This is a genomic window from Umezawaea sp. Da 62-37 (assembly GCF_032460545.1).
In the GTDB taxonomy this organism is placed as follows: Bacteria; Actinomycetota; Actinomycetes; order Mycobacteriales; family Pseudonocardiaceae; genus Umezawaea.
In genome coordinates, this window is sequence record NZ_CP135965.1 from 9864134 (window position 1) to 9883989 (window position 19856).

At 68.6% G+C, this 19856-nt stretch carries 26 protein-coding genes and 2 pseudogenes; 12 read left to right on the top strand and 16 right to left on the bottom strand.

Translation table 11 applies throughout. The features are described 5' to 3' along the window. Positions 1 to 62 precede the first annotated feature (62 nt). Positions 63 to 923 (top strand): annotated as a pseudogene (locus tag RM788_RS44610) (Lrp/AsnC family transcriptional regulator). Positions 924 to 1305: 382 nt separating this feature from the next. On the opposite strand, the gene RM788_RS44615 reads toward RM788_RS44610, so the two are convergent. After that, positions 1306 to 1854: an RDD family protein gene (locus tag RM788_RS44615; RefSeq protein ID WP_315926710.1), complete on the bottom strand. Its 549-nt coding sequence runs from the start codon at positions 1852 to 1854 to the stop codon at positions 1306 to 1308. A 393-nt stretch (positions 1855 to 2247) separates the two neighbouring features. On the opposite strand from RM788_RS44615, the gene RM788_RS44620 reads away from it, so the two are divergent. From RM788_RS44620 to RM788_RS44630, 3 genes and pseudogenes are all read left to right on the top strand, one after another. Continuing rightward, positions 2248 to 3216: an IS3 family transposase gene (locus tag RM788_RS44620; protein WP_315926712.1), complete on the top strand. Its 969-nt coding sequence runs from the start codon at positions 2248 to 2250 to the stop codon at positions 3214 to 3216. Positions 3217 to 3227: 11 nt separating this feature from the next. Further along, positions 3228 to 4625, top strand: a complete 1398-nt coding sequence (locus tag RM788_RS44625; protein WP_315926715.1) for an IS30 family transposase — start codon at positions 3228 to 3230, stop codon at positions 4623 to 4625. Positions 4626 to 4634: 9 nt separating this feature from the next. Continuing rightward, positions 4635 to 4787: pseudogene (locus tag RM788_RS44630) on the top strand (IS110 family transposase); the annotation flags it as partial. A gap of 49 nt (positions 4788 to 4836) precedes the next feature. Here RM788_RS44630 and RM788_RS44635 read toward each other — a convergent pair. Then, entirely contained in the window at positions 4837 to 5043 is a 207-nt protein-coding gene (locus RM788_RS44635; RefSeq protein ID WP_315926717.1) for a hypothetical protein, read from the bottom strand. 224 nt (positions 5044 to 5267) lie between these two features. On the opposite strand from RM788_RS44635, the gene RM788_RS44640 reads away from it, so the two are divergent. After that, positions 5268 to 5948 (top strand): NAD(P)-binding protein, encoded by a 681-nt coding sequence (locus RM788_RS44640; RefSeq protein WP_315926719.1) that lies wholly within the window; start codon positions 5268 to 5270, stop codon positions 5946 to 5948. 26 nt (positions 5949 to 5974) lie between these two features. Here the strand turns inward: RM788_RS44640 and RM788_RS44645 are convergent, their stop codons facing one another. After that, a complete protein-coding gene (locus RM788_RS44645; RefSeq protein ID WP_315926721.1) occupies positions 5975 to 6103 on the bottom strand; it encodes a hypothetical protein in 129 nt (42 codons plus the stop codon). Between the two features lie 53 nt (positions 6104 to 6156). Here RM788_RS44645 and RM788_RS44650 point away from each other — a divergent pair, with 53 nt between their 5' ends. Further along, positions 6157 to 6624, top strand: coding sequence for a CBS domain-containing protein (locus RM788_RS44650; protein ID WP_315926723.1), 468 nt, complete (start codon positions 6157 to 6159; stop codon positions 6622 to 6624). After that, positions 6621 to 7919, top strand: coding sequence for an ArsB/NhaD family transporter (locus RM788_RS44655; protein ID WP_315926725.1), 1299 nt, complete (start codon positions 6621 to 6623; stop codon positions 7917 to 7919). Before RM788_RS44650 ends, RM788_RS44655 begins: the two co-directional genes overlap by 4 nt. On the opposite strand, the gene RM788_RS44660 is transcribed toward RM788_RS44655, so the two are convergent. From RM788_RS44660 to RM788_RS44680, 5 genes are all read right to left on the bottom strand, one after another. Continuing rightward, positions 7901 to 8152: a hypothetical protein gene (locus RM788_RS44660; protein ID WP_315926727.1), complete on the bottom strand. Its 252-nt coding sequence runs from the start codon at positions 8150 to 8152 to the stop codon at positions 7901 to 7903. The genes RM788_RS44655 and RM788_RS44660 overlap by 19 nt on opposite strands. Next, positions 8149 to 9399 (bottom strand): cation:proton antiporter, encoded by a 1251-nt coding sequence (locus RM788_RS44665; RefSeq protein ID WP_315926729.1) that lies wholly within the window; start codon positions 9397 to 9399, stop codon positions 8149 to 8151. The genes RM788_RS44660 and RM788_RS44665 overlap by 4 nt, the downstream gene beginning before the upstream one ends. A 228-nt stretch (positions 9400 to 9627) precedes the next feature. Beyond that, the gene (locus tag RM788_RS44670) at positions 9628 to 9798 is read right to left on the bottom strand and encodes a hypothetical protein (RefSeq protein WP_315926731.1); all 171 of its coding nucleotides are present in this window, start codon (positions 9796 to 9798) and stop codon (positions 9628 to 9630) included. 13 nt (positions 9799 to 9811) lie between these two features. After that, the gene (locus RM788_RS44675) at positions 9812 to 10534 is read right to left on the bottom strand and encodes an MIP/aquaporin family protein (protein WP_315926733.1); all 723 of its coding nucleotides are present in this window, start codon (positions 10532 to 10534) and stop codon (positions 9812 to 9814) included. Between the two features lie 204 nt (positions 10535 to 10738). Beyond that, positions 10739 to 11173: an SRPBCC family protein gene (locus tag RM788_RS44680; protein WP_315926735.1), complete on the bottom strand. Its 435-nt coding sequence runs from the start codon at positions 11171 to 11173 to the stop codon at positions 10739 to 10741. Between the two features lie 290 nt (positions 11174 to 11463). On the opposite strand from RM788_RS44680, the gene RM788_RS44685 reads away from it, so the two are divergent. After that, positions 11464 to 11652 carry a hypothetical protein gene (locus tag RM788_RS44685; RefSeq protein ID WP_315926737.1) on the top strand — a complete coding sequence of 63 codons (189 nt, stop codon included), beginning with the start codon at positions 11464 to 11466 and terminating at the stop codon, positions 11650 to 11652. Positions 11653 to 11675: 23 nt separating this feature from the next. Here the strand turns inward: RM788_RS44685 and RM788_RS44690 are convergent, their stop codons facing one another. The 3 genes from RM788_RS44690 to RM788_RS44700 are packed head-to-tail and all read right to left on the bottom strand — an operon-like array spanning position 11676 to position 13947. Beyond that, entirely contained in the window at positions 11676 to 11888 is a 213-nt protein-coding gene (locus RM788_RS44690; protein WP_315926739.1) for a hypothetical protein, read from the bottom strand. Continuing rightward, positions 11885 to 13267, bottom strand: a complete 1383-nt coding sequence (locus RM788_RS44695) for a sensor histidine kinase (protein ID WP_315926741.1) — start codon at positions 13265 to 13267, stop codon at positions 11885 to 11887. Before RM788_RS44695 ends, RM788_RS44690 begins: the two co-directional genes overlap by 4 nt. Continuing rightward, on the bottom strand, positions 13264 to 13947 hold the full coding sequence (locus RM788_RS44700) for a response regulator (RefSeq protein WP_315926743.1): 684 nt from the start codon (positions 13945 to 13947) through the stop codon (positions 13264 to 13266). Before RM788_RS44700 ends, RM788_RS44695 begins: the two co-directional genes overlap by 4 nt. A gap of 262 nt (positions 13948 to 14209) precedes the next feature. Between RM788_RS44700 and RM788_RS44705 the strand changes: the two genes are divergently transcribed. After that, positions 14210 to 15001: a DUF4142 domain-containing protein gene (locus RM788_RS44705; RefSeq protein ID WP_315926745.1), complete on the top strand. Its 792-nt coding sequence runs from the start codon at positions 14210 to 14212 to the stop codon at positions 14999 to 15001. A gap of 13 nt (positions 15002 to 15014) precedes the next feature. Here the strand turns inward: RM788_RS44705 and RM788_RS44710 are convergent, their stop codons facing one another. The 4 genes from RM788_RS44710 to RM788_RS44725 all read right to left on the bottom strand — a co-directional run bounded on the left by RM788_RS44710 (position 15015) and on the right by RM788_RS44725 (position 17118). Beyond that, a complete protein-coding gene (locus RM788_RS44710) occupies positions 15015 to 15146 on the bottom strand; it encodes a hypothetical protein (protein WP_315926747.1) in 132 nt (43 codons plus the stop codon). Positions 15147 to 15170: 24 nt separating this feature from the next. Beyond that, positions 15171 to 16586, bottom strand: coding sequence for an NF041680 family putative transposase (locus RM788_RS44715; RefSeq protein WP_315925923.1), 1416 nt, complete (start codon positions 16584 to 16586; stop codon positions 15171 to 15173). 111 nt (positions 16587 to 16697) lie between these two features. After that, positions 16698 to 16841 carry a hypothetical protein gene (locus tag RM788_RS44720; RefSeq protein ID WP_315926749.1) on the bottom strand — a complete coding sequence of 48 codons (144 nt, stop codon included), beginning with the start codon at positions 16839 to 16841 and terminating at the stop codon, positions 16698 to 16700. Positions 16842 to 16899: 58 nt separating this feature from the next. Beyond that, positions 16900 to 17118 carry a hypothetical protein gene (locus RM788_RS44725; protein ID WP_315926751.1) on the bottom strand — a complete coding sequence of 73 codons (219 nt, stop codon included), beginning with the start codon at positions 17116 to 17118 and terminating at the stop codon, positions 16900 to 16902. Positions 17119 to 17400: 282 nt separating this feature from the next. Between RM788_RS44725 and RM788_RS44730 the strand changes: the two genes are divergently transcribed. After that, the gene (locus RM788_RS44730; protein ID WP_315926753.1) at positions 17401 to 17835 is read left to right on the top strand and encodes a hypothetical protein; all 435 of its coding nucleotides are present in this window, start codon (positions 17401 to 17403) and stop codon (positions 17833 to 17835) included. Between the two features lie 72 nt (positions 17836 to 17907). On the opposite strand, the gene RM788_RS44735 is transcribed toward RM788_RS44730, so the two are convergent. Further along, positions 17908 to 18327 (bottom strand): MarR family transcriptional regulator, encoded by a 420-nt coding sequence (locus RM788_RS44735; protein WP_315926755.1) that lies wholly within the window; start codon positions 18325 to 18327, stop codon positions 17908 to 17910. Positions 18328 to 18498: 171 nt separating this feature from the next. Here RM788_RS44735 and RM788_RS44740 point away from each other — a divergent pair, with 171 nt between their 5' ends. Further along, entirely contained in the window at positions 18499 to 19143 is a 645-nt protein-coding gene (locus tag RM788_RS44740; RefSeq protein WP_315926757.1) for a DUF4232 domain-containing protein, read from the top strand. A gap of 298 nt (positions 19144 to 19441) precedes the next feature. Next, positions 19442 to 19639 (top strand): hypothetical protein, encoded by a 198-nt coding sequence (locus RM788_RS44745; RefSeq protein WP_315926759.1) that lies wholly within the window; start codon positions 19442 to 19444, stop codon positions 19637 to 19639. Positions 19640 to 19856: the final 217 nt, after the last annotated feature.

Genomic DNA, 19856 nt, shown 5'->3' on the forward strand with positions numbered 1-19856 from the left:
ATTCGCAAGAGCCAGAAACTCGGCGAGCCCAGGCGGATCCGACACAGACCAGCTCGAGGACGGTGGAATCCGACTACGACGAACTCGATCGCAAGCTCGCGCACGGCCTCCAGGTCAACGGCAGGGCACCGTTCAGCAGAATCGCCGAGGTCCTGGGCGTGTCCGACCGCACCATCGCCCGCCGTTACGCCCAGGCTGCGGGCCGCGGGAGCGGTGCGGGTGGTGGGCGGGATCGATCCGACCGCGCTGGGAGCCGTGCTGTGGTTCTTGCGGGTGCGCTGCGCGCCCTCCGCGTCTGCTGTGGTGGCCGAGGCGCTGGCCCGGCGTACCGACACATCATGGGTGAGCATCACGTCCGGAGGCACCGAGATCACCTGCACGGTCCGCACCGAGAGCGAGGCGGACAGCGAGACGCTGCTGCTCGCCAAGCTCCCGCGCACGCCGCGCGTGGAGGGGGTGACGGCGCACTCCGTGCTGCACGCTTTCTACGGCGGCCCGGACAGCCTGGTCGCCAAGCTCGGGTCGCTGGACGAGGCGGAGGTCGAGCGCCTGGCCGCTGCGACCGGCTGGTCACCGACGACCGTTCGGCGCAGGATGGCGGAGCTGCGCGAACACGGGGTGCTGTACTGGGACATCGACGTGGACGGGAGGTTGTTCGGCCTCGGCAGCCGAACCCTGCTCTGGCTCGCGGTCGCTCCCACCCAGCTCGAGAAAGCCGGCACGGCACTGGCCGGACCCCCCAGATCGCGTTCGCCGCTGCTACGACCGGCCCGACGAGTCCGTACGCCAGCGTGGTGTGCGCGAACCAGCAGGAGCTCTACCGGTATCTGACGACCCGAGTGGCCGCGCTTCCCTCCATCTCCCACTTCGAGACCGCCCCGGTGATCAGAACCGTCAAGCGGGCGGCAGACCAGCCGCTGTGACCGCACACCAGCCGAGCACCGCTCGCCTCGGAGGCGGCACCACAAGATCGGTAAGCTGCACGAGAACCATCACGAAGTGCTGCTGGAGCACCAGGCAAGGAGGAACCGCGCACTGCCGACTCCACTTGGGATCACGCTCGTGAGGAGCAGTAGCGGTCGCCGCGCCGAAAGTTCCCGTGTCGACGCCTCCTCCGAGGGTCAGATCACGTGGTGAGCGATCTGCACACCTCGAGTGCTGTTCGCAAGCACCCACCTCGGCGGACTCGCCTTCACCGTCCGGCGGAGCGGCGACCCTGCGATTGGATCTGCCGCCGACTCCACCACACTTGGCGAGGGCGGAGCGTGTGCGCTCTGGAGGATTGCGTCGCCGAGCGAAGAAATGTCAACGACCCGCGGGCGATCCCGCCCCGATAACCCGAGTTGGTCGCCCGACCCGTACCCCCACTGTTCGCGCCAGCAGATCACCTACTCGCTGGCGTCGCTTGGTCACCACGATGCTCACCACGGCCACCAGCCCCAACAGCACGCCGTCCAGGGAGTAAAGCAACATGCGAATCAAGTAGTCCCAGACACTGGGTTCGCCACCGTCCACCTTCTCCACCCGCAAACCCATCACCAACATGCCAGGGGTGACGCCCCCGCGGCGCAGCGGCACCCACACGTCGATCAGGATTTGCGACACGAACGCGACCGCGAGGAAGGTGATGGTCGGCGCCCAGAGGATCGCCCGCGGCGGCACGACACCCCAGTTCATCAAGGGAATGACAGCGAGTCCGACCAGCAGCCCGCCGAGAAAGCCGAGACCGACCGCCAGCGCCACATCCACCAGGTGCTGAGACGTGCGCCTAACGAGCGCGTCCAGTCGCCCTGGCACTGCGCCGGGCAGGAACACCTCCCGACCAGGCAATGCGAACTCAGCAGGTGGCGTCACGTGGACAACCCTCGACGCCCCTGTTGTCATGGTTCCTCCGATTCCGCGACACGCTCGCGCCGACTGCCGTTCGACGGCGCGAATCAGCGTATCGCCCGATATCCGGGACATCGGAAACCGCACGCTCGCACCACAGGACGTCCGCGTCACGCCAGCCTCCGCCACGGACAAGCAACAGGTAGCCCATCTCGGAAAACGCGAGCGCGGCGATACCGGCAGTGTTCACAAGGCCCGCCTCACCGTTGTGGACCCTGGGGACGGTGTGCCCGGCGGTCTCCACCAGGTGCGCCCTCGTGTCCTGCGAACGGCCGGACTTCGCGGCCAGTCGCCGAACTCGAAGCTGTCGCGCACTGGGATTGATGGAGACCATCAAGCCGGGGAAGGCGAGGAGCGATGGCGCCACCGAAGAAGTACCCCGATGACCTGCGTGAGCGGGCGACCCGGATGGTCGTGCAGGCCCGACGGGACCCGGCCACGATGACCCGGGCGATCAAGCGGATCGCCGATCAGCTCGGGATCCATCCCGAGGCGTTGCGGACCTGGGTCAAGCGTGCGGAGATCGATGCCGGTGACCGGCCTGGCACCACGACCGGTGATGCGGAGCGGGTCGCGCGGTTGGAACGGGAGAACCGCGAACTGCGACGGGCGAATCAGATCCTGAGGTCGGCGGCGAGTTCCTTTGCGGCGGAGCTGGACCGTCCGTCGCGACGAAGGGTCGGGTTCGTCGATTCCCAGCGGGAGGAACACGGTGTCCAGCCGGTCCTGAAGGCGCTCGAGCAGACGCCCGCCGGGATCGCACCGTCGACGTACTACGCGGCCCGCTCCCGCCCGGACTCGGCCCGTGCGGCACGAGACCGGGAACTGGCCGGGAAGATCACGCGGGTGCACGAGGACAACTACGGCGTCTACGGGTCGAAGAAAGTCTGGGCCGAGCTGAACCGCTACGGCATCGAGGTGGCCCGGTGCACCATCGGGCGGCTCATGCGCGAGAACGGGCTCCGTGGCCTGCTCCGTGACAAGTCCCCGCGCACGACACGGCCTGCGGCGGAGACCGGCAGGCCAGTTGACCTCGTGAAACGCGACTTCACGGCCACGAGCGTGAATGAGCTGTGGGTAGCGGACATCACTTACGTGCACACCGCCGCTGGCTGGGTGTACGCGTCGTTCGTGCTCGATGCGTTCTCCCGCGTGATCGTGGGCTGGCAGGTCGCCACCAGCCTTTACACCGACCTGGCGCTGGACGCGTTGCAGATGGCGATCTGGCGCCGCCAGGCCGAGGGCACCGACCTGGCAGGTCTGGTCCACCACAGCGACCGCGGAGTCCAGGGCGGATTCAACTGGTCGTCGCACCACCCTGACTGAGAGGCAGAGCGATGGCATACGGGCTGAGACAGAAGCAGGTTCGTGAGTACCGGGGGCAGATCCCGTCACCGGGTCGGCCGACGGTCGCCTGGCGCGAGGACCGGGTCAGGTTCTGGGCCTCGATCGCCACCGGTGTCCTGACCGACGAGGCGTCGGAGGCGGCCAGGGTGTCGGCGCCGGTGGGCTACCGGTGGTTCCGTCACGCTGGTGGAGTGAACCCGCAACTGTCCACAACGGTCTCCGGCCGATACCTGTCCTTCGTCGAGCGCGAGGACATCGCGCTGCTACGCGCTCAAGGTCTCGGGGTGCGCGCGATCGGCAGGCAGCTCGGCCGGGACGCCTCGACGATTTCCCGGGAGCTGCGCCGCAACGCCTCCACCCGAACCTATGCCCTTGACTACAGGGCCTCGATCGCGCAGTGGCATGCCGAACGGTGCGCGAGGCGTCCCAAGGTCGCCAAGCTCGTCGTGAACCGGCCGCTGCGTGACTACGTCCAGCAGCGCTTGTACGGTGGGGTCCGTGACACCGTCGGCGCCGTGATCGGTCCCGACGGTCCGGCGTGGAAGGGGCGGAACAAGCCGCATCGCGGTGATCGGGCCTGGGTGACGGCGTGGAGCCCGGAGCAGATCGCGAACCGGCTTCCGGTCGACTTCCCGGATGATGAGTCGATGCGGATCAGCCACGAGGCGATCTACCAGGCCCTCTATGTCGAAGCCCGCGGCGCTCTCCAGCGCGAACTCGTCGCCTGTCTGCGGACGGGTCGGGCGTTGCGGGTCCCGCGTGCCAGGTCGAGGCAGAAGGCGTGGGCACACGTCACCCCGGAGGTCCTGATCAGCGAACGCCCGGCCGAAGCCGACGACCGCGCCGTGCCAGGGCATGGGGAAGGCGATCTGGTCATCGGTCTGCAGCGCTCCGCGATCGGCACTCCGGTCGAGCGAACGACCCGGTTCACGATGCTGGTCCACCTGCCTCGTGAGGAGGGCTGGGGTGTCATCCCGCGCACGAAGAACGGTCCGGCGCTGGCCGGCTACGGCGCGGTCACGATGGCCGACGCCCTCACGAAGACCGTCATCCGGCTGCCCGAGCAGTTGCGTCGATCCCTGACCTGGGATCGCGGCAAGGAACTGTCCGCACATGCTCAGTTCACGGTCCGGACCGGGCTGCCGGTCTACTTCGCCGATCCGCATTCTCCTTGGCAGCGTGGCACCAACGAGAACACGAATGGCTTGCTGCGCCAGTACTTCCCGAAAGGCACCGACCTGTCTCGTTGGAGCGCTGAGGACATCGCCGCGGTTGCGGCCGCGCTCAACTCACGGCCCCGTAAGACACTGGGCTGGAAGACACCTGCCGAAGCCCTCGACGATCACCTACGCTCTCTCCAAGACACCGGTGTTGCATCCACCGATTGAATCCACCATCGCGACGCCAACCGAACCCTGCACATGATCGCCGTCGTGCGGTTGCGCTACTGCGACCGCACCCGCGTGTACGTCGCTCGCCGCACCGCCGAAGGAATGTCTAAAAAGGACATCATGCGGTGCCTCAAACGATACATCGCCCGGGAGGTTTACTACACACTTCGAGCGGACCTAAAAGATCTTGCTCTTGCCGCTTGGCAATCTATAGGAACGTCCCGGTACTTGACAGTTGGGCCTTCTTGGGCGCTGTGGCTACGCGGCCGCACGACATCAAACCGCCCGCCACCAGCACGCAGAGAACGGCAATCACGTACGGCCAGTTCACGTGGTTGCCGATTCCGACCAGCGTGTCGGCCACGGCCACAATCAGGAACACGGCGGTCGGAGTCCGCAACAGCGTGCTTCTCATCTGTTTCGCATCCCGGTGTCCGGGACCACCACGTCCTGGTCATCGTCCACCGCCGCCTCCTGTGTTGTGCGTGGACAGCACCACCGGCACCGCGACCCCGTCACCACCGGTCCGAATCGTCTCCGGGACGGCGGGGGGAGCGCGCGACCGCTAGGCTGGCACGCGGTGTGCCGGGAAGTCTGGTCGGCGAGCAGTAGAACGCCGCCCTCAGACTGGAGTCGCTAATGGACGCCCACGCCGCCCCACCGCGTGCTGCGGGGCACACCGTCGTGATCGGGTACGGAGCCACCGGCGGTCACGCCGCGCGCGCCATCGCCACACGCGTCCCGTCCGGCTTCCGCATGCCGGTGGTGGTGGACCACGACGTCGAGCGGATGGCCACGGCGCTGCTCGACGGGTTCTGGTTCGTCCTCGGAGACGGGGCGGACCCGACCGTGCTGCGCGACGCCGGGGTCGCGGACGCAGGGCAGGTCGTCATCGCCGTGCCCGAAGGCAGGGATGTCGTGCGGACCACGTCCGCCGTGCGGTCGCTCAACCCCGTGGCGACCGTCATCGCTCTGGTGCGCGAGCCTGATTGGTGTGATCCGGTCACCCGCGCGGGAGCCGATCACATCGTGGTCGCCGATCGGGAAGTGGGCCGCCGACTCGGCCTGATGGTGCGTCGTGATCCCGCCGGTGTGCGCGTGCGTCCCGCAGCGGGGTGGGATTGGGCCGTGGAACGGCGTCCGGTTCGGGCGGCGGAGGTCGGCCGTCCAGCGGTCGCTTGCGGTCCCGAGGTTCTCGCGGTGGTGCGCGGCGGCGTGCGCCACTGGCGGGAAGATCCCGAAGTCGCGACCCTGCAGGCCGGTGACCGCCTGCTCGTCGCGTGTACCAGCGCATCGAAGCGGCCGGGAACGCCCTGGTGAGGCGTACGAGCACGGCCGACGTGGTGTCAGTGTCGTTCGACGTGGCGCAAGACCAGCGCGATGAGCCCGAACACGGCGACCAGCAGGAAGGCATTGGTGAGACCGGACATGCGTACCAACTCCCGCACAGGCGGCTTGGCTGTGGAACCACCCATCGTAGCGCTCCGTGTGGCGCAGGTCACGGCGGCCTCGACGGGGAGTGGTGACCATGCGCGCTCGTGATCTCGTCGAGGACTACCCGCTGGTGCGCTTGGGCGACGACGCGCTGACCGCGGCGCGGTTGATCGCCGACCAACACCGGCCCGCCGTCGTCGTGGTGGACGAGCAGGGCCGTCCGGTGGCGGTGCTGCCCGGATCGCAGGTGCTGCGGTTCAGCGTGCCCGGCTACGTGCTGGACGACCCGTCGCTGTCGCGGGTCTACGACGAGCGCGGCGGCGCCGAGGTGTGCGTGGCCAAACTGGCCAAACGAACGGTCAAGGACGTGCTGCCACCCGAGGACAAGCGCCTGGAGTTGCCCGTGGTGTCCGGCGGGGCGACCGTGCTGGAGTGCGCGGCCACCATGGCCCGGCTACGCGTCCCGCTGGTCGTCGTGGTCGACGCGGACACCATCCACGGCGTGGTCACCGCCTCGCACCTGCTCGCCGTCATCCTCGAGGCCTCGGAGCCGCCCGCATGAGCTTCACCCAGATCCTGTCGGTCGTCGTGTTCGTCGGCGCGTACATCCTCATCGCCACCGAACGCGTGCACCGCGTCGCCGCCGCTCTCGGCGGCGCCGCGCTGATGCTCGCCCTCGGGCTCACCGACGGCGAGACGGCGTTCCACTCGGTCGACGCGGGCATCGACTGGAACGTGGTGTTCCTGCTGCTGGGCATGATGGTCATCGTCGGGGTGATCAAGCAGACCGGACTGTTCGAGTACCTCGCCATCGCCGCGGCCAAGCGCGCCAGGGGCAAGCCCTACGTCATGCTGGTCATGCTGGTGACCATCACCGCGGTGGCCTCGGCCGCACTGGACAACGTCACCACGGTGCTGCTCATCGCGCCGGTGACCTTCCTGGTCTGCGACCGGCTCGGCCTCAACCCGATCCCGTTCCTCATCGCCGAGGTCATGGCCTCCAACATCGGCGGCACCGCGACCCTGATCGGCGACCCACCCAACATCATCATCGCCAGCCGTGGCGGGCTGTCGTTCAACGACTTCCTCGTGCACCTCGCGCCGTTCATCGTGGTGCTGATGGTCGTGTTCGTGCTGGTGTGCCGGTGGCTGTTCCGCGACGCGTTCCACTACGACGAGGAGCGCGTCGCGGAGGTGATGGCCCTGTCCGAACGGGAGGCCATCAAGAACCGCACCCTGTTGGTGCAGAGCCTGGTCGTGCTCGCCCTCGTGCTCGTCGGGTTCAGCCTGCACAGCCTCGTGCACGTCGAGCCGTCGGTGGTGGCGCTGCTGGGCGCGGGCCTGCTCGTGCTGATCTCCAAGGTCACCACCGAGGAGGCCATCGCCGACGTGGAGTGGGAGACCCTGGTCTTCTTCATGGGCCTGTTCGTCATGGTCGGCGCCCTGGTCGAGACCGGCGTCATCGACCAGGTGTCCACGGCGTTGGCCGGCGCGGTCGAGGGCAAACCGCTGGTCGCGGTGATGGCGCTGCTCGGCGTGTCGGCGGTGTTGTCGGCGATCGTGGACAACATCCCCTACGTCGCCACGATGGCCCCGATCGTGGGCGACCTGGTCTCAGCCCAGGGCGGCACACCGCAGGCGGAGTCGCTGTGGTGGTCGCTCGCGCTGGGCGCGGACCTGGGCGGCAACGCCACCGCGGTCGGCGCCAGCGCGAACGTCGTCGTGCTGGGCTTGGCCGCCCGCAACGGCACGCCGATCAGCTTCTGGCAGTTCACCCGCTACGGCATCATCGTCGCGACCCTGTCGATAGCGCTCGCCGCGCCCTACCTGTGGCTGCGCTACTTCGTGCTCGCCTGAGCGTCCGATCCGTGCTCGTCGGGACGGCTGCCGCCGTCGATCCAGCGCAGCCACAGCAGGCTGCAACCCGTGACAGCCAGCCCGGCCGAGTCCGTCCAGTGGTCGGCCCACTCCCCGTCCACCCGCACCAGCGACCACCCCAGCACCGCCGGCGGTTGCACTCGCCACAGGCGGCGGGGGATGAGCGCCGACGCGACCATGACCAGCACCGCGAACACGATCCCGGTGTTCACAGTCCTCGCCGCCGGTCGGTCTTCTCGGCGGGTTGACCGGTGGGCAGGTTGTCGGGTGGCTCGACGCTGAGCGCTTTGGCGATCGGCACGTCGGTGGAGGAGTGCAGCACGATCGACAACGCGATGGTGACCGCCACGAGGTCGAACACGTGCTCCCCGGCGGGGATGCCCGCTTGCAGCACCAGCAGCCCGTAGACCACCGAGGCGAATCCCTTGGGGCCGAACCACGCCGCGACGGATCGTTCCCGCGCGGGAAGCGGTGTGCGCAGCAGTGAGAGCAGCATCGCGGCGGGTCGGATGAGCAGGATCGCGATGACCGCGACCGCCCAGTCACCGGCGGTCAGGTGGGAGATCCGCTCCGGGGTGATCAGCGCGCCGAACACCAGCAGCGCGGCGAACTTCGTGACCTCCGAGAGCAGGTCGCCGAAGTGCTCGAAGTTCTCCGCGGTCTCGTGGTCCAGGGTGGCCAGCACCGATCCGGCGGCGAACGCGGCGAGGTAGGGGTTGGCGTGGGTGAGGTGGCAGGCCGCGTAGACGATCACGCCGATCGACAGCGGCCCCAACGCCTGCAAACGGGGTTCGGCGGTCAGGATGCGCAGCTTCCACGCCAGGGTGATGACCGCCGCGACCGCGATGCCCAACGCCAGCCCCGCGACCAGCTCCACGGCGATGGTGCCCAGGTCGGTGTCGCTGCCGGTGGCGGTGGCCAGGAAGATCAGCACGAACGGCAGCGCCAGCCCGTCGTTGAGTCCGGACTCGACGTTGAGCAGGCGCCGCAACCGCAGCGGCACGTCGGTGCGGCCCACGATGGCCGCGGCGAACACCGGGTCGGTGGGGGAGAGGATCGCGCCGATCAGCAGCGAGGTCGTCCAGTCCAGGCCGGCGAGGAAGTGCGCGGGCAGCGCGATGCCGATCATGGTCAACGGCATCGCCAGGCCCAGCGCACGACCGGAGAGCCGCCACCCGTCGCGCAACGCGGGCAGACCCGCGCGTTGGCCGTCGGTGAACAACACCGTGAACAACGCCAAGTCCGCCAGACCGGTGACGAACGCCCCGTCCGACGGGATGTCCACCAGCCCGAACCCGCCCTGCCCGATCAGGGCCCCGGCCACCAGGAAGAGCAGGGCGGTCGACAGCACGGTGCGCGCCGCCAAGCCCGACAGGGACACGCTGACCAGCAACACCAACCCGAACGCGAGCACCAAGGCCATCGACTTCATCCCGTCCACGTCGAACAGGCCCACCACCGGACGAGGTGGGCGTGCCGACCAGACTTCCCGGCGCTCCGCGCGCAAAGATGCCTCAAAAGCACTCCTTGCGCAAATCGGCCTCCGTGGACCGGGTTTCAGCACGCGACGGTCAGGCCCGCAGCAATCGCTGTGGGCCTGACCGGAAAATCACGAACCGGGCGCGAGACCGTGCCGAATCGATTGCGGAGTCCGATTCCGGCTCGACGGAAGATCAGCGCGGAACTGCTATGGGTCGAATCCCACTTCTTTCCCCGAGGAAAATCCGGGCTTTACCAGCGTGTGAACGTCGATCGGGTAGGACCGCGAGCCACGGGAAACGCTGTCGACGGTCCAGCCCTCGGTGATCGCCGAACTGCCTGCCAGGCAACCCAGGTGGCGGGCGAGGTCGGCGGGCATCGGCTCCGCGGGCTCAGACCCGTTCAACGGTCGGCCGTGCGGCTTTGAGGCCGCTGACGACCTCGTACAGCAGCGCTGCCGCCAAGCCGCCCACGATCGGGCCGACGAGGTAGACGACCAGGTGCGACCAGGCGACCTCACCGCCGGTGAAGGCGAGCACCAGGTCGGGGCCGATGGTGCGGGCGAAGTTGACCGACGCACCGGTGAGCGGCCCGATCGCCATGATCTGGACGGCCAGCGCCAGTCCGATGCCGAAGCCGACCACCCCCTTGGGTGCCGACGGCGTCACGGCCAGCGCGTAGACGGCGGTGACCAGCAAGAACGCGCCGAACGCTTCGGCGAGCAGGCCTTGGCCCACGTTCACGCCCTCGGCGAGGGTCGTCGCACCGAGTCCGCCCGTGGTGCCGGAGCCGGTGTAGGCGAGATGGACGACGGTCGCGCCGAGCGTGCCGCCGAGCAGTTGTGCGATGAGGTAGGCGGGCACCTCGCGCCAGGGGAACCGGGCCCTGGCGGCCAGGGCGATGGTGACGGTCGGGTTGAAGTGACCGCCGGAGACCGAGCCGAACGCGTAGATCGCGACGGCGAGGGCGAGCCCGTGGGCGAGTGCCACCACGAGCAGTCCGGGTCCGCCCGCCTCGACTCTGGCCACGGCCGCGGCGGCGCCGATGCCGAAGAGGCACAGGATCGTTGTTCCGGCGAGTTCGGCGAGCAGTCGGCGCGTCAACGGCGTCTCCATGCAAGGAGTCCTTTCGATTCCGGTGTGGGACGACTCCCATCCTTGCGGGGAATGGCTGGAGAGGGTGACCGCCAAGTTGACCAAGGCCGCCTTACATGTTCCTTACGGGACCTCGCTGGTATCGTTCCGGCATTGGGAATCAATCGTGTGGTCGGATTGTGGCCATTGTGCCGAACATTCGATTCCCAGGCGGTTTGCGTCGGATCAGCCGGGTCGACCCCCGGCGACCAAGTGGCTCTTGCCCCTGGTTCGTGACGTTTCCTCGGCGACGACGGTCGCGAGTGAGTCCAGCGCCCGGGCCAACCAGTCCTCGACTCGAACCGCGGGCATCCCGGTGCCTCCGACCAGGTCCACCGTGATGGCACAGCGGTCCGCGCCCACCCGCGGCACCCGCAGGGCACCGGTGTAGCTGGTGGTGGCCTCGCTGTGCCACCGCCCCCGGAGGCTGTCCCGGTCGACGGTCGGCCCGCGCTCCACGGTCTCGTCGTGATCGCCGTTCCGCAGCCACAGGCGAAGCAGGCCGGGGCCGTAGCGTTCGACCTCGACGGCGCGGGGGAGCCAGGTGTGCAGGTCCTCCAGGTCGGTGATGATCCCGAACACGGTGTCCGCCGCGGCGGACGTGGATCGGTTTCGGGTCAAGGTGCTTCCTCGGGGTCGTCGGTGGAGGCGGGGCGTCGAGCGCCTCCGCCTCGCGGACCCTCGTCGTCCTCGACGAGAGGGTTCTTGCCCGATGGTCACCCGTTTGTCCAATCTCACTCCGGTGCCTGGTCCTCCAGTGCGGTGATCGCAAGGTTCATCCCACGCGGCGTGGGCGACAGTGGGGCGGGTCGTCATGACACTTCCGGTGCACGACCAGGTGCCTGCCGCACGGGGCGGCGGCCACCTGCCCGGAACACGTTCCCTGCCGTGAGAGAGACGAAAACGGCACTGTGACCGCGATTCCCGGTGAACTCGATACCGAATTGATCTTGATCTGCGATCACTGCGGGCGTACCCACGACAACGGCGATCCGCCGCCGTTGTCATGGGATGAGCTGTGGCCGCGGGCGACCGAAGCGGGCTGGAGTGGTCGTCATCGAGCGGTCGGACCGCACTTCTGCTTCCGCTGCGCCGACTGAGCGACCTTCGGTCGGTCGGCGCGTCACTCGTCCAACGCGGTCGAGTCGGGTGCCGCCGACGAACTGGTCGGTTCCGACGGTGCGGATGACGGCGGATCCGGTCGCTGCGTGAGGGTGGGTACGGGTTGTGGGGCGGTCGATGACGTCACGAGTGGTTCCGGTTCGTCCTGGGTGCTCACCCCGCACCCGGTGGCCAGCACCGCGACGCACGCCACCAGCACGATCGAGCGCCTCATCGGCTTGCCTCCGGGATCTCGACGACGAATCGGGCGCCGCCGCCGGGCCGGTCCTCCACCCACACCGTGCCGCCGTGGCGTTGGACGTGCTGGGCGACCAGCGCGAGCCCGAGACCGCTGCCGGTGTCGGTGCCACGGCTTCCGGAGCGGGTACCGCGGGCGAAGCGGTCGAAGATCCGGTCTCGCAGGTCATGGGGAATTCCAGGACCCGCGTCGTCGACCTCCAACCGGACCGAATCACCGCGGTGCAGCACGGCCACGCGCTCGGCCCCACCCGCGTGCCGCTCGGCGTTGTCCAGCAGGTTGGTGACGACGCGGTCCAGTCGTCGGCGGTCGACCATGACCAGCGGTGTGCCTTCTTCCACGCTGATCGGGATCGTGGTGTCCGACCGGATTGCGACGATGTTGTGGACGAGGTCGCCCACGTCGACGGGTTCCAGCGCCTGGTCGTCGGTGACCTGGTCGGCGCGGGAGATCTCCAGCAGGTCGACGACCATGCGGGCGAACCTGTCCACCTCGGACGTCAGCAGGTCCAGCGCTTTCGCCGCGGGGCCGTGCAGTTCCGCTCGGCGCTTCAACACTTCCGCGGCGTTCACCATCGTGGTCAGCGGTGAGCGCAGCTCGTGGCTCACGTCGCCGGCGAACCGCGCGTCGCGCAGCACCCGTTGTTCCAGCGCGTCCGCGGTGGTGTTGAACGTGGTGGCCAGCGGGCGCAGGTCGGGCTCCGCGCGGTCGGGCAGCCGGGCCCGCAGGTCACCGCCCGCGATCCGGGACGCCGCCGTGGTCAGCTCGGTCAGCGGGCGCAGCGCCCGCCTGCTCGCCCACGACCCGAGGCAGAACCCCAGCAGCGCGCTGATCACCGTGCCCGCCACGAGCAGGCTGCTGAGGTAGCGGAACGTCCGGTCCAGTTGCAGCAGCGGGAAGAGTTCGAGGTACACGGCCTCGCCGGAGGAGACCGGCAGGGTGACGGCGAGAGCGGGGATGCCGTCGACGACGAGCCGCTGTCGTGCGGGTGTGCCCTCGCGGGCCAGGTCGACGAGTGCGGACGGCAGCGTCGTCGGATCGACCGGCCGGCCGCTGGTGAGGACCCGGCCGTCCTGGAACAGCAGGATCGTGGAATCGGGTCCGGTGGTCAGGCCGGTCAACAGGTCGCCGAGCCCGTCGGATCCCCGACGCAGGGAGTCGTCCACCAACCGGACGTTGACCTCGGCCTGCCGCACCGCGCCCTGCTCCCGCTGGCGCAGCAGATAACCCGAGGCGAGGTTCCAGGTCGCCGCCGCGAGTGCGCTGGTCACGAGCAGTGAACCCAGCCCGAGCACCGTCGCGACCCGCCAGCGCAGCGACAATCGCACGGCCCACCTCCGCTGGTCGGTCGTCACGGTGTCGGGTCGACCTTGTAGCCGGAGCCGCGCACGGTGAGCACCAGCTTCGGCTCGTCGGGGTTCTGCTCGACCTTGCGCCGCAGCCTGCGGATGTGCACGTCCAGCAGCCGGGTGTCGCCGAAGTAGTCGTAGCCCCACACCCGTTGCAGCAGCTGTTCGCGCGTCACGATCCGGCCCGCCGCCGACACGAGTTCCACGAGCACCTGGAACTCGGTCCTCGTCAGGTGCACCTGGACGCCGTCGCGGTGCACGACGCCCTCGTCCACGCGGATCTCCAGGTCGCCCGCGTGCAGCAGGTTGTCGAGCCTGCCCCCGCCCCGGCGGCGCAGCAGGGCCCGGATGCGGGCCGCGAGTTCGCTCGCGACGAGCGGTTTGGTCACGTAGTCGTCGGCGCCCGCTTCGAGTCCGGCGATGACGTCGGTGGTGTCGGTGCGCGCGGTCACGATGATGATCGGCAGGTCGCCGCGCGACCGCAGCGCGCGGCAGACCTCCAGCCCGTCGACTCCGGGCAGCGTCAGGTCGAGCAGGACGACGTCGAACGACGTGGACTCCAGTTCGCGCAGCGCGTCCTCACCCGACACGACGTCGACGATGTCGAAGCCCTCGTCGCCCAGCGCCAGCACGAGGACCTGCCGGATCCGTTCGTCGTCCTCGACGAGCAGCACGCGGTCGTTCATGGCCCTCCCGTTCCGGTTACCTGCCCGGACAGCTTGCCCGACAGGCCGCAGGTCTTCCTGCCGAGCGGCGCCTGCCGACGAATCGCAAGGTGATCGCAAGGTTGGGATGCCCGCGGTCAGCGCACAATGCCCAGCTCAGGCCGGGTGTGCTCGGGTAACGGAAGGGTAACGCTTGCTCAGGGCGATGATCTGGATGTTCGTCTCGGCCGTAGTCCGGTTCGTTGGCAGCCACGGGTTTCGGTCGGAGGAAGGTGAGGGTGGGATGTCCATGCGTCTCGTGCGCGCGGTCATGGCGGGCGTGCTGGCTCTGGTCGTGGCACTGCTCGTCCCGGTCGGGAGCGCGGCGGCGCGCCAGGCCGACGACGAGGGCACGCGGACGACGCCGTCGGGGCCGCTGAGCGCGGCAGGCCGGGACATGCTCACCAAGGTGCGGCTCGCCGGGCTCTGGGAAGGTCCCAGCGGGCGCATGGGGCTCGAGAAGTCCGCCAACCCCAAGGTGAAGGACGCCGGCAACCACCTCGTCAACGGGCACGCGGAACTCGACCGCAAGGTCCTGGAACTCGGCGCGAAGTTCGGCATGACGCTGCCGACCGAACCCAACGCCGATCAGAAGTCCTGGCTCGCCGAGATGCGGGCCGCGCCGGCGGGCAGCGTGGAATTCGACCAGGTGTTCGCCAACCGGTTGCGCGCCGCGCACGGCGGTGTCTTCAAGTTCCTGGCCCAGATCCGCAGCAGCACCCGCAACACCGAGATCCGCGCGTTCGCCGAGCGCTGCATGGAAGTGGTGCTGGACCACATCCAGGTGATCGAGGCCACCGGCCTGGTCGACTTCACCGACACCGAGGCCATCCCGCTGCCCGCACTCGCCGCCCCCGCGTCCGTGAAGAACCCGCCCGCACAGGTGCAACCGCAGGCGAATCCCGTCGCGGAGCAACAGCCCCGGACAGGGGCGACCAGCGGCGACACGATCAACGTCATCGTGGTGATCGCGTTCGGTGCGCTCGTGCTGTTCGTGTGGGGTCGACTCAACCCCCGCCGAGGTCGGTCTCGCTAGTCCTCGTTCCGTTTCACTTCTCCTTGCTCCGCAAGGAGAAGTGAAACGCGTCCGCGAAGTCCTGGTGAGCGTCCAGGACGCGGTCGGCGAGTCGGAACGCGGCGTCCGGGTCGAGGAACACCCCGGATTCCGGGCCGCACTCCACGACCTCGTCACCTTAGCTTTTTGTTTAACCATTGATGTCCGTTTTTGGGGTCTTGCCGGGGGCATGGAGTGGGGCTCGGCGGGCGTTTCGTGATCCTGCTGGACGCCCAGGACCGGGTCGGGAGAATTTCGGCGCGCCGGCGGGCAAGGCTGCCGCCGGTCGAACTCGACGAAATCCCCGTCGGACCCTGGCCGGGGACAACCTGTCAGGTGTGACCGCCTTCCGCTCCCAGGGACGCCGTAGGTCCTCCACGAGAGGACGAGCCAGCCGAAGTTGGGTGTAGGCAACGATCACCAGCCAGGTCCATCGATCCGCCGCCTCGGGAGTCCGGATACGGGGCGTGGTCCAGCCCAGGGTTTGCTTGAAGAACCGAAAAGTGTGCTCCAGATCGAACCGACGCAGGAACGCCTGCCACAGGCGGTCCACCTGTGCGGCGGTGGTCGCGGTGGCGGAATGCCACAGCCACAACGGTTTCGGTGTTCCCGTTCCGGGCAGCCGCTCGACTTGGAGTCGGATCACGGTGCCCTCGATGATCGGGAGCGGGCCATGGTGGCCTGTCCAGGCGCCGGTGCGGGTCAGCGTGGGATGCAACCGATCCCACGAGCGGGCGTGCGCGGCTCCGTAGCGGGCGGTGTCGGTCGTCGTGGTGTGCGTGGGGGTCGACCAGGTCGCCGGATCGGCGAACGCGAACCGGGTTCCGTGCCGGGCACTGCGGCCACGGGTGCCGGGTCGCCGTGGTGGTACGGGGAAAGCCAGCACCCGATCCGAGCGCATCCGTACCAGCACGTGGACCGGGAGATCGGCCAGCAGGAACGCCAGGCGGGGGCCGTCGTAGCCGCTGTCGCCGATGATCCAGATCTCGGGATCGCCCTCGCGCCAGTGTCCGGCGGTGATCAGCGCGTCCACCACGGTGCGCAGTTGGGTGGCGGCCAGGTCCGTGTGGTCATCGCTCGGGCGTACCCGGAGGACGTCGAGCATCGCCGTCCAGGAGGTGCGGCCGGGTTCCAGGGCGGCCACGAAGGAGTAGGGCCAGCCGGGGATCATCTGGGCTTGGCCTTTGCCGCGTGCGTAGGTGTGGCAGAACAGCCTGTCGGGGCTGGTGTTCGCATCGGGACGTAGCCAGTGGCTGACGTCGATCCCCAGCATGATCCGACCATCGTGACCACGCGGAATCTGTTGGCGGGCTATGACATTACGGAATCGACCGATGTCGATCCGGCCCTGGTTCAGACCGTCGTACAGGCTGCCGTGGCCACGACGGTGCTCGGTGGCCAGCGACAGTTCGACCAGCGATGTGACCGGCCCGTCAGCGCACAGTGCACTGTCGGTCAGTTCGAACAACGCGTCCGCTCGCGCGGTCAGGCACTGGTGGAAGGCGTGGCGGAACTGGGAGAGGTCCCTCAGCGCGGCGGCCGTGCCGGGGTGGTGCATACTGATCATCGAAGCCCTTGGTTGTGATCTTCCTTCTGTCGCAAGAAGAATGATCAACCAAGGGCTTCATCCATGATCAACCGGGTGTCCCATCGGGCTCCGAGACCTTAAAACTCAAGCTTAGGCGGGACGATCGGCCACGGACAGCGCGATCGTCGAGCGGTCGCCGACCTCGTCGAGCATCGTGACCCGCAAGCCGCCTGATTCGGCGATCCGGGAGGCGGTGGCGAGCACACCGATCGCTTTGCTCGCTACCGCTGTCACCCTCAGCACGAGGTGTTCGGTCGAGGTCGGATCCCGGATCCCGCACGCCTGGTCGTGATCATCGATGCGATCCGGGCAGGGCGCTCAACCTGTGGTGAGCCAGGCGATGCAGCATCTCCTGCAACGCCTCGGGAACGATCTGCCCTTCCAAGTCGTGACGGGCGATGGCCACGACATCGGTGACCGTCGAGATCGGGAGCACGTCCTGGAACTCCCGGACCAGTTCCCCCGAAACGATGTCCACGTGGTGGTCCGACTGCCGCGCGGTTGTCGCCACTGTCCCCTCCGGTTCCTTGGTGCAGTGCTCCCATCCTCAACCGACGACGCGCGGATTGACCTGACGAACGACTGACGATGTGGTCGGGCTCGGGGAAGGCGCAAGCAGATCGTCAGGTTCGCCGCGATCGGTGCGATGCGAGGGTTGCGGGGGAGCCAATCGTGGGTGTGCTCGCCCGTCGCAGCGAGGAGCAGTGGTGTTCGGCCATGTCGTGGTCATCGGATACGGCGCGACAGGACGTCGTGTCGCGTTGGCACTGGTGGAACTGGCGACTCCATCGACGTGGCACTGTGCGTCGTGGTCGGGGTGAAGAGCGACGAGGAGGGCATGCTGGTCACCTCGGCGGTGAGACGCTTGACGAGCGCCGCGATCGTCATCGTCGTGCGCAGATCGGTGGTGACCTCCGTGGCGACCCTGCTCGGAGCCACCCGTGTGGTCGTGTCCGGTGAACCGGGTGACGGAGCGACGAGGCGACGGGCCTTCTGGCCCGACCTGCTGAGGCCGTTCATCGGCGCTGCCGCGCGAGCCGACGACCTCGTGCCGGCACTTCGCCCCGTCCACCTCAGCGGGATCGGTCGCGATCCGCTCCGATTCGGCCCACGAGTGCTGGCCGTGCTGCGCGGTGGAGCACGTCTCTGGTGCGAAGAACCCGAGGCCGCGCACCTGCTGCCCAACGACCACCTCTCGGAACCGCGCGGCAGCGTGCCCGGCGGTTGAGCCGTCAGAACCAGGCCGTATCGCCTGACGGGACGACGACGGGCGGTTCGCCCCCGGCCTCGGCGAAGGCGATCAGAGCCTCGACCAGCCGTACCGAGTGGACTCCGGCATCCGGGCGACGATGGCGGCGATCTCCGCCCGCTGGCGTTCGGTGATGCCGCGCACGACCTGCCTGCCGACCGGGGGCAACCCGACGACGACCTCGCGGCGTGTCGCCGGGTTCGGCTGCCGGTCGACCATGTCCACCGAGGCGAGCCGGTCCACCATCCGCGTGGCCGCTGAAGGGTTCACCGCCATCAGTTGAGCAAGTCCGATCAACTTCATCGGACCCCGGCTGTCCAGCACCACCAGCAGCCGGAACTGGGCCAAGGGGATCGTCTCCTCCACCGCCGCGATGGACTTGGCGGACACTGCGACCAGCAGTCGTGAGGCGGTGAGGATCGCGTCGGTGAGTGCGTTCACGTCGTCGGCGGCGGCCTCGGGCCGGGCCATGCGCAGGTTCTCCTCGGATCGGTCCGGGTGAATGTCAAGCCTACCCGCGAGGTGTGACCCCCGGCCGGCGCCGGAAGCGCGTTGGTGGTCGCCCTGCCCGTCGGCCTTGCGGTTACCTGACATCGTTCGCTGGACGGACTTCGCGCCGGAGATCCGTGTTACCCCGTAAACATGACCAGCAACGGAACCTCGTCATGGCGGTCGACGACATCCCTGACCGGCCGTGTGGCCGCCGGTTTCGCCGCCGCAGCCCTCATCGGCGCGTGCCAGTCCACGGCATCCGACCCACTTGGCCAATCGGTCACCAGTTCGCCGCCGCCGGCGCTCAGTCAGACGCCCTCGATCGCCGCCACGTCGCACTCGACGCCGACACCGGCCGACGGCAGGTGTGAGACGGCAGACCTGCGGGTCGACATCGGGGACAACGGGAACCAGGACATGCGGGGTGCCCACGTTCCGCTACGGTTCACCAACACCGGCCCGGCGACGTGCACCCTGCATGGGGCACCTGGCGTCTCGTACGTCACCACCGAGAGCGGTGGTCAGGTCGGTGAACCGGCCACGCGGAACACCCACGGGCCCGAGGTCGCACTGGCTCCGGGCGAGACGGCATCCGCCGGCCTGTTCCTGTCCAGCGCCCCGCTCAAAACCCCCGGCTGCGAACGGCTCGAAGTCCCCGGCCTCAGGGTCTACCCGCCGGGCAACACCGAGGCAACCTTCGTGGAGCGCACCGCCACCACGTGCGAGCCGCCTCTCGTCGGGCCGTTCGTCCGCGTAGGGCCGGTCGAGCCGGGCCCGGACAACACCAGGTCCTGAACAGCCACATCCCGAGGACACCACCACCACCGATTACCTGACCTGAAGTGATTCGAGACTCATCCGGGGTTCTCGGACGGCTACAAAGTGGACATCCGCCCGATGACCTGACCTGGTCGAGAACCGGTCGAGGTATCACCCCACCTTGCGGTCCCCCGTCTTTCCTCCTCAGGAGGGAGGGGCCGGGTGCAAGGCAATCGTCAGGTTCGGGTGACCGTGCGGGTGGAAAGCTCGCTGCCGTGCCTGGAGACCCAGCCGCCACGCATCCGTCCCGCCTCGTGTCGGCCGCAGACCGGCCATGAGCGCCGCGTACGACGATGCCGGTCACGACACCGCCCTGCTGGTAGTACGTGATGGCGGGAAGTTGCCGCAGGTGCAGGTCGAACCGTGGTCGTGCGCGTGCCTGGACGGCTGGCCGGAGCTCGACGGCCTGCGCGTCCGGCTCATCGTCGCCGAGTTGCTGGACAACGCGCAGCAGTACGGGCGGCCGGGTTGACCATCGTTGATGTGGTGAGCGAGCAGTGGGGCGTCGCGTCCTTGACGCACAGCACGACCGACTGGGGCAAGATCCGGTTCGACGAGTGAATTCCGCGACCGATCCGGAGTGGCGGTGCGCTGTGCCGGCCACTGTCCGATAAGGATACCGGTGAACCCGGTGGCCGATACCGACCACCGGCTTCCTTCGAAAGGAGAACGGCTTGTCCGGTCGGCCA

Excerpts from the sequence above, each read along its gene's own strand:
- RM788_RS44620 (WP_315926712.1), top strand. The coding sequence starts at position 2,248 with ATGGCGCCACCGAAGAAGTACCCCGATGACCTGCGTGAGCGGGCGACC.
- RM788_RS44625 (WP_315926715.1), top strand. The coding sequence starts at position 3,228 with ATGGCATACGGGCTGAGACAGAAGCAGGTTCGTGAGTACCGGGGGCAG.
- RM788_RS44635 (WP_315926717.1), bottom strand. The coding sequence starts at position 5,043 with ATGAGAAGCACGCTGTTGCGGACTCCGACCGCCGTGTTCCTGATTGTG.
- RM788_RS44640 (WP_315926719.1), top strand. The coding sequence starts at position 5,268 with ATGGACGCCCACGCCGCCCCACCGCGTGCTGCGGGGCACACCGTCGTG.
- RM788_RS44645 (WP_315926721.1), bottom strand. The coding sequence starts at position 6,103 with ATGGGTGGTTCCACAGCCAAGCCGCCTGTGCGGGAGTTGGTACGCATG.
- RM788_RS44650 (WP_315926723.1), top strand. The coding sequence starts at position 6,157 with ATGCGCGCTCGTGATCTCGTCGAGGACTACCCGCTGGTGCGCTTGGGC.
- RM788_RS44655 (WP_315926725.1), top strand. The coding sequence starts at position 6,621 with ATGAGCTTCACCCAGATCCTGTCGGTCGTCGTGTTCGTCGGCGCGTAC.
- RM788_RS44670 (WP_315926731.1), bottom strand. The coding sequence starts at position 9,798 with ATGCCCGCCGACCTCGCCCGCCACCTGGGTTGCCTGGCAGGCAGTTCG.
- RM788_RS44675 (WP_315926733.1), bottom strand. The coding sequence starts at position 10,534 with ATGGAGACGCCGTTGACGCGCCGACTGCTCGCCGAACTCGCCGGAACA.
- RM788_RS44690 (WP_315926739.1), bottom strand. The coding sequence starts at position 11,888 with ATGAGGCGCTCGATCGTGCTGGTGGCGTGCGTCGCGGTGCTGGCCACC.
- RM788_RS44700 (WP_315926743.1), bottom strand. The coding sequence starts at position 13,947 with ATGAACGACCGCGTGCTGCTCGTCGAGGACGACGAACGGATCCGGCAG.
- RM788_RS44705 (WP_315926745.1), top strand. The coding sequence starts at position 14,210 with ATGTCCATGCGTCTCGTGCGCGCGGTCATGGCGGGCGTGCTGGCTCTG.
- RM788_RS44715 (WP_315925923.1), bottom strand. The coding sequence starts at position 16,586 with ATGATCAGTATGCACCACCCCGGCACGGCCGCCGCGCTGAGGGACCTC.
- RM788_RS44735 (WP_315926755.1), bottom strand. The coding sequence starts at position 18,327 with ATGGCCCGGCCCGAGGCCGCCGCCGACGACGTGAACGCACTCACCGAC.
- RM788_RS44740 (WP_315926757.1), top strand. The coding sequence starts at position 18,499 with ATGACCAGCAACGGAACCTCGTCATGGCGGTCGACGACATCCCTGACC.
- RM788_RS44745 (WP_315926759.1), top strand. The coding sequence starts at position 19,442 with ATGAGCGCCGCGTACGACGATGCCGGTCACGACACCGCCCTGCTGGTA.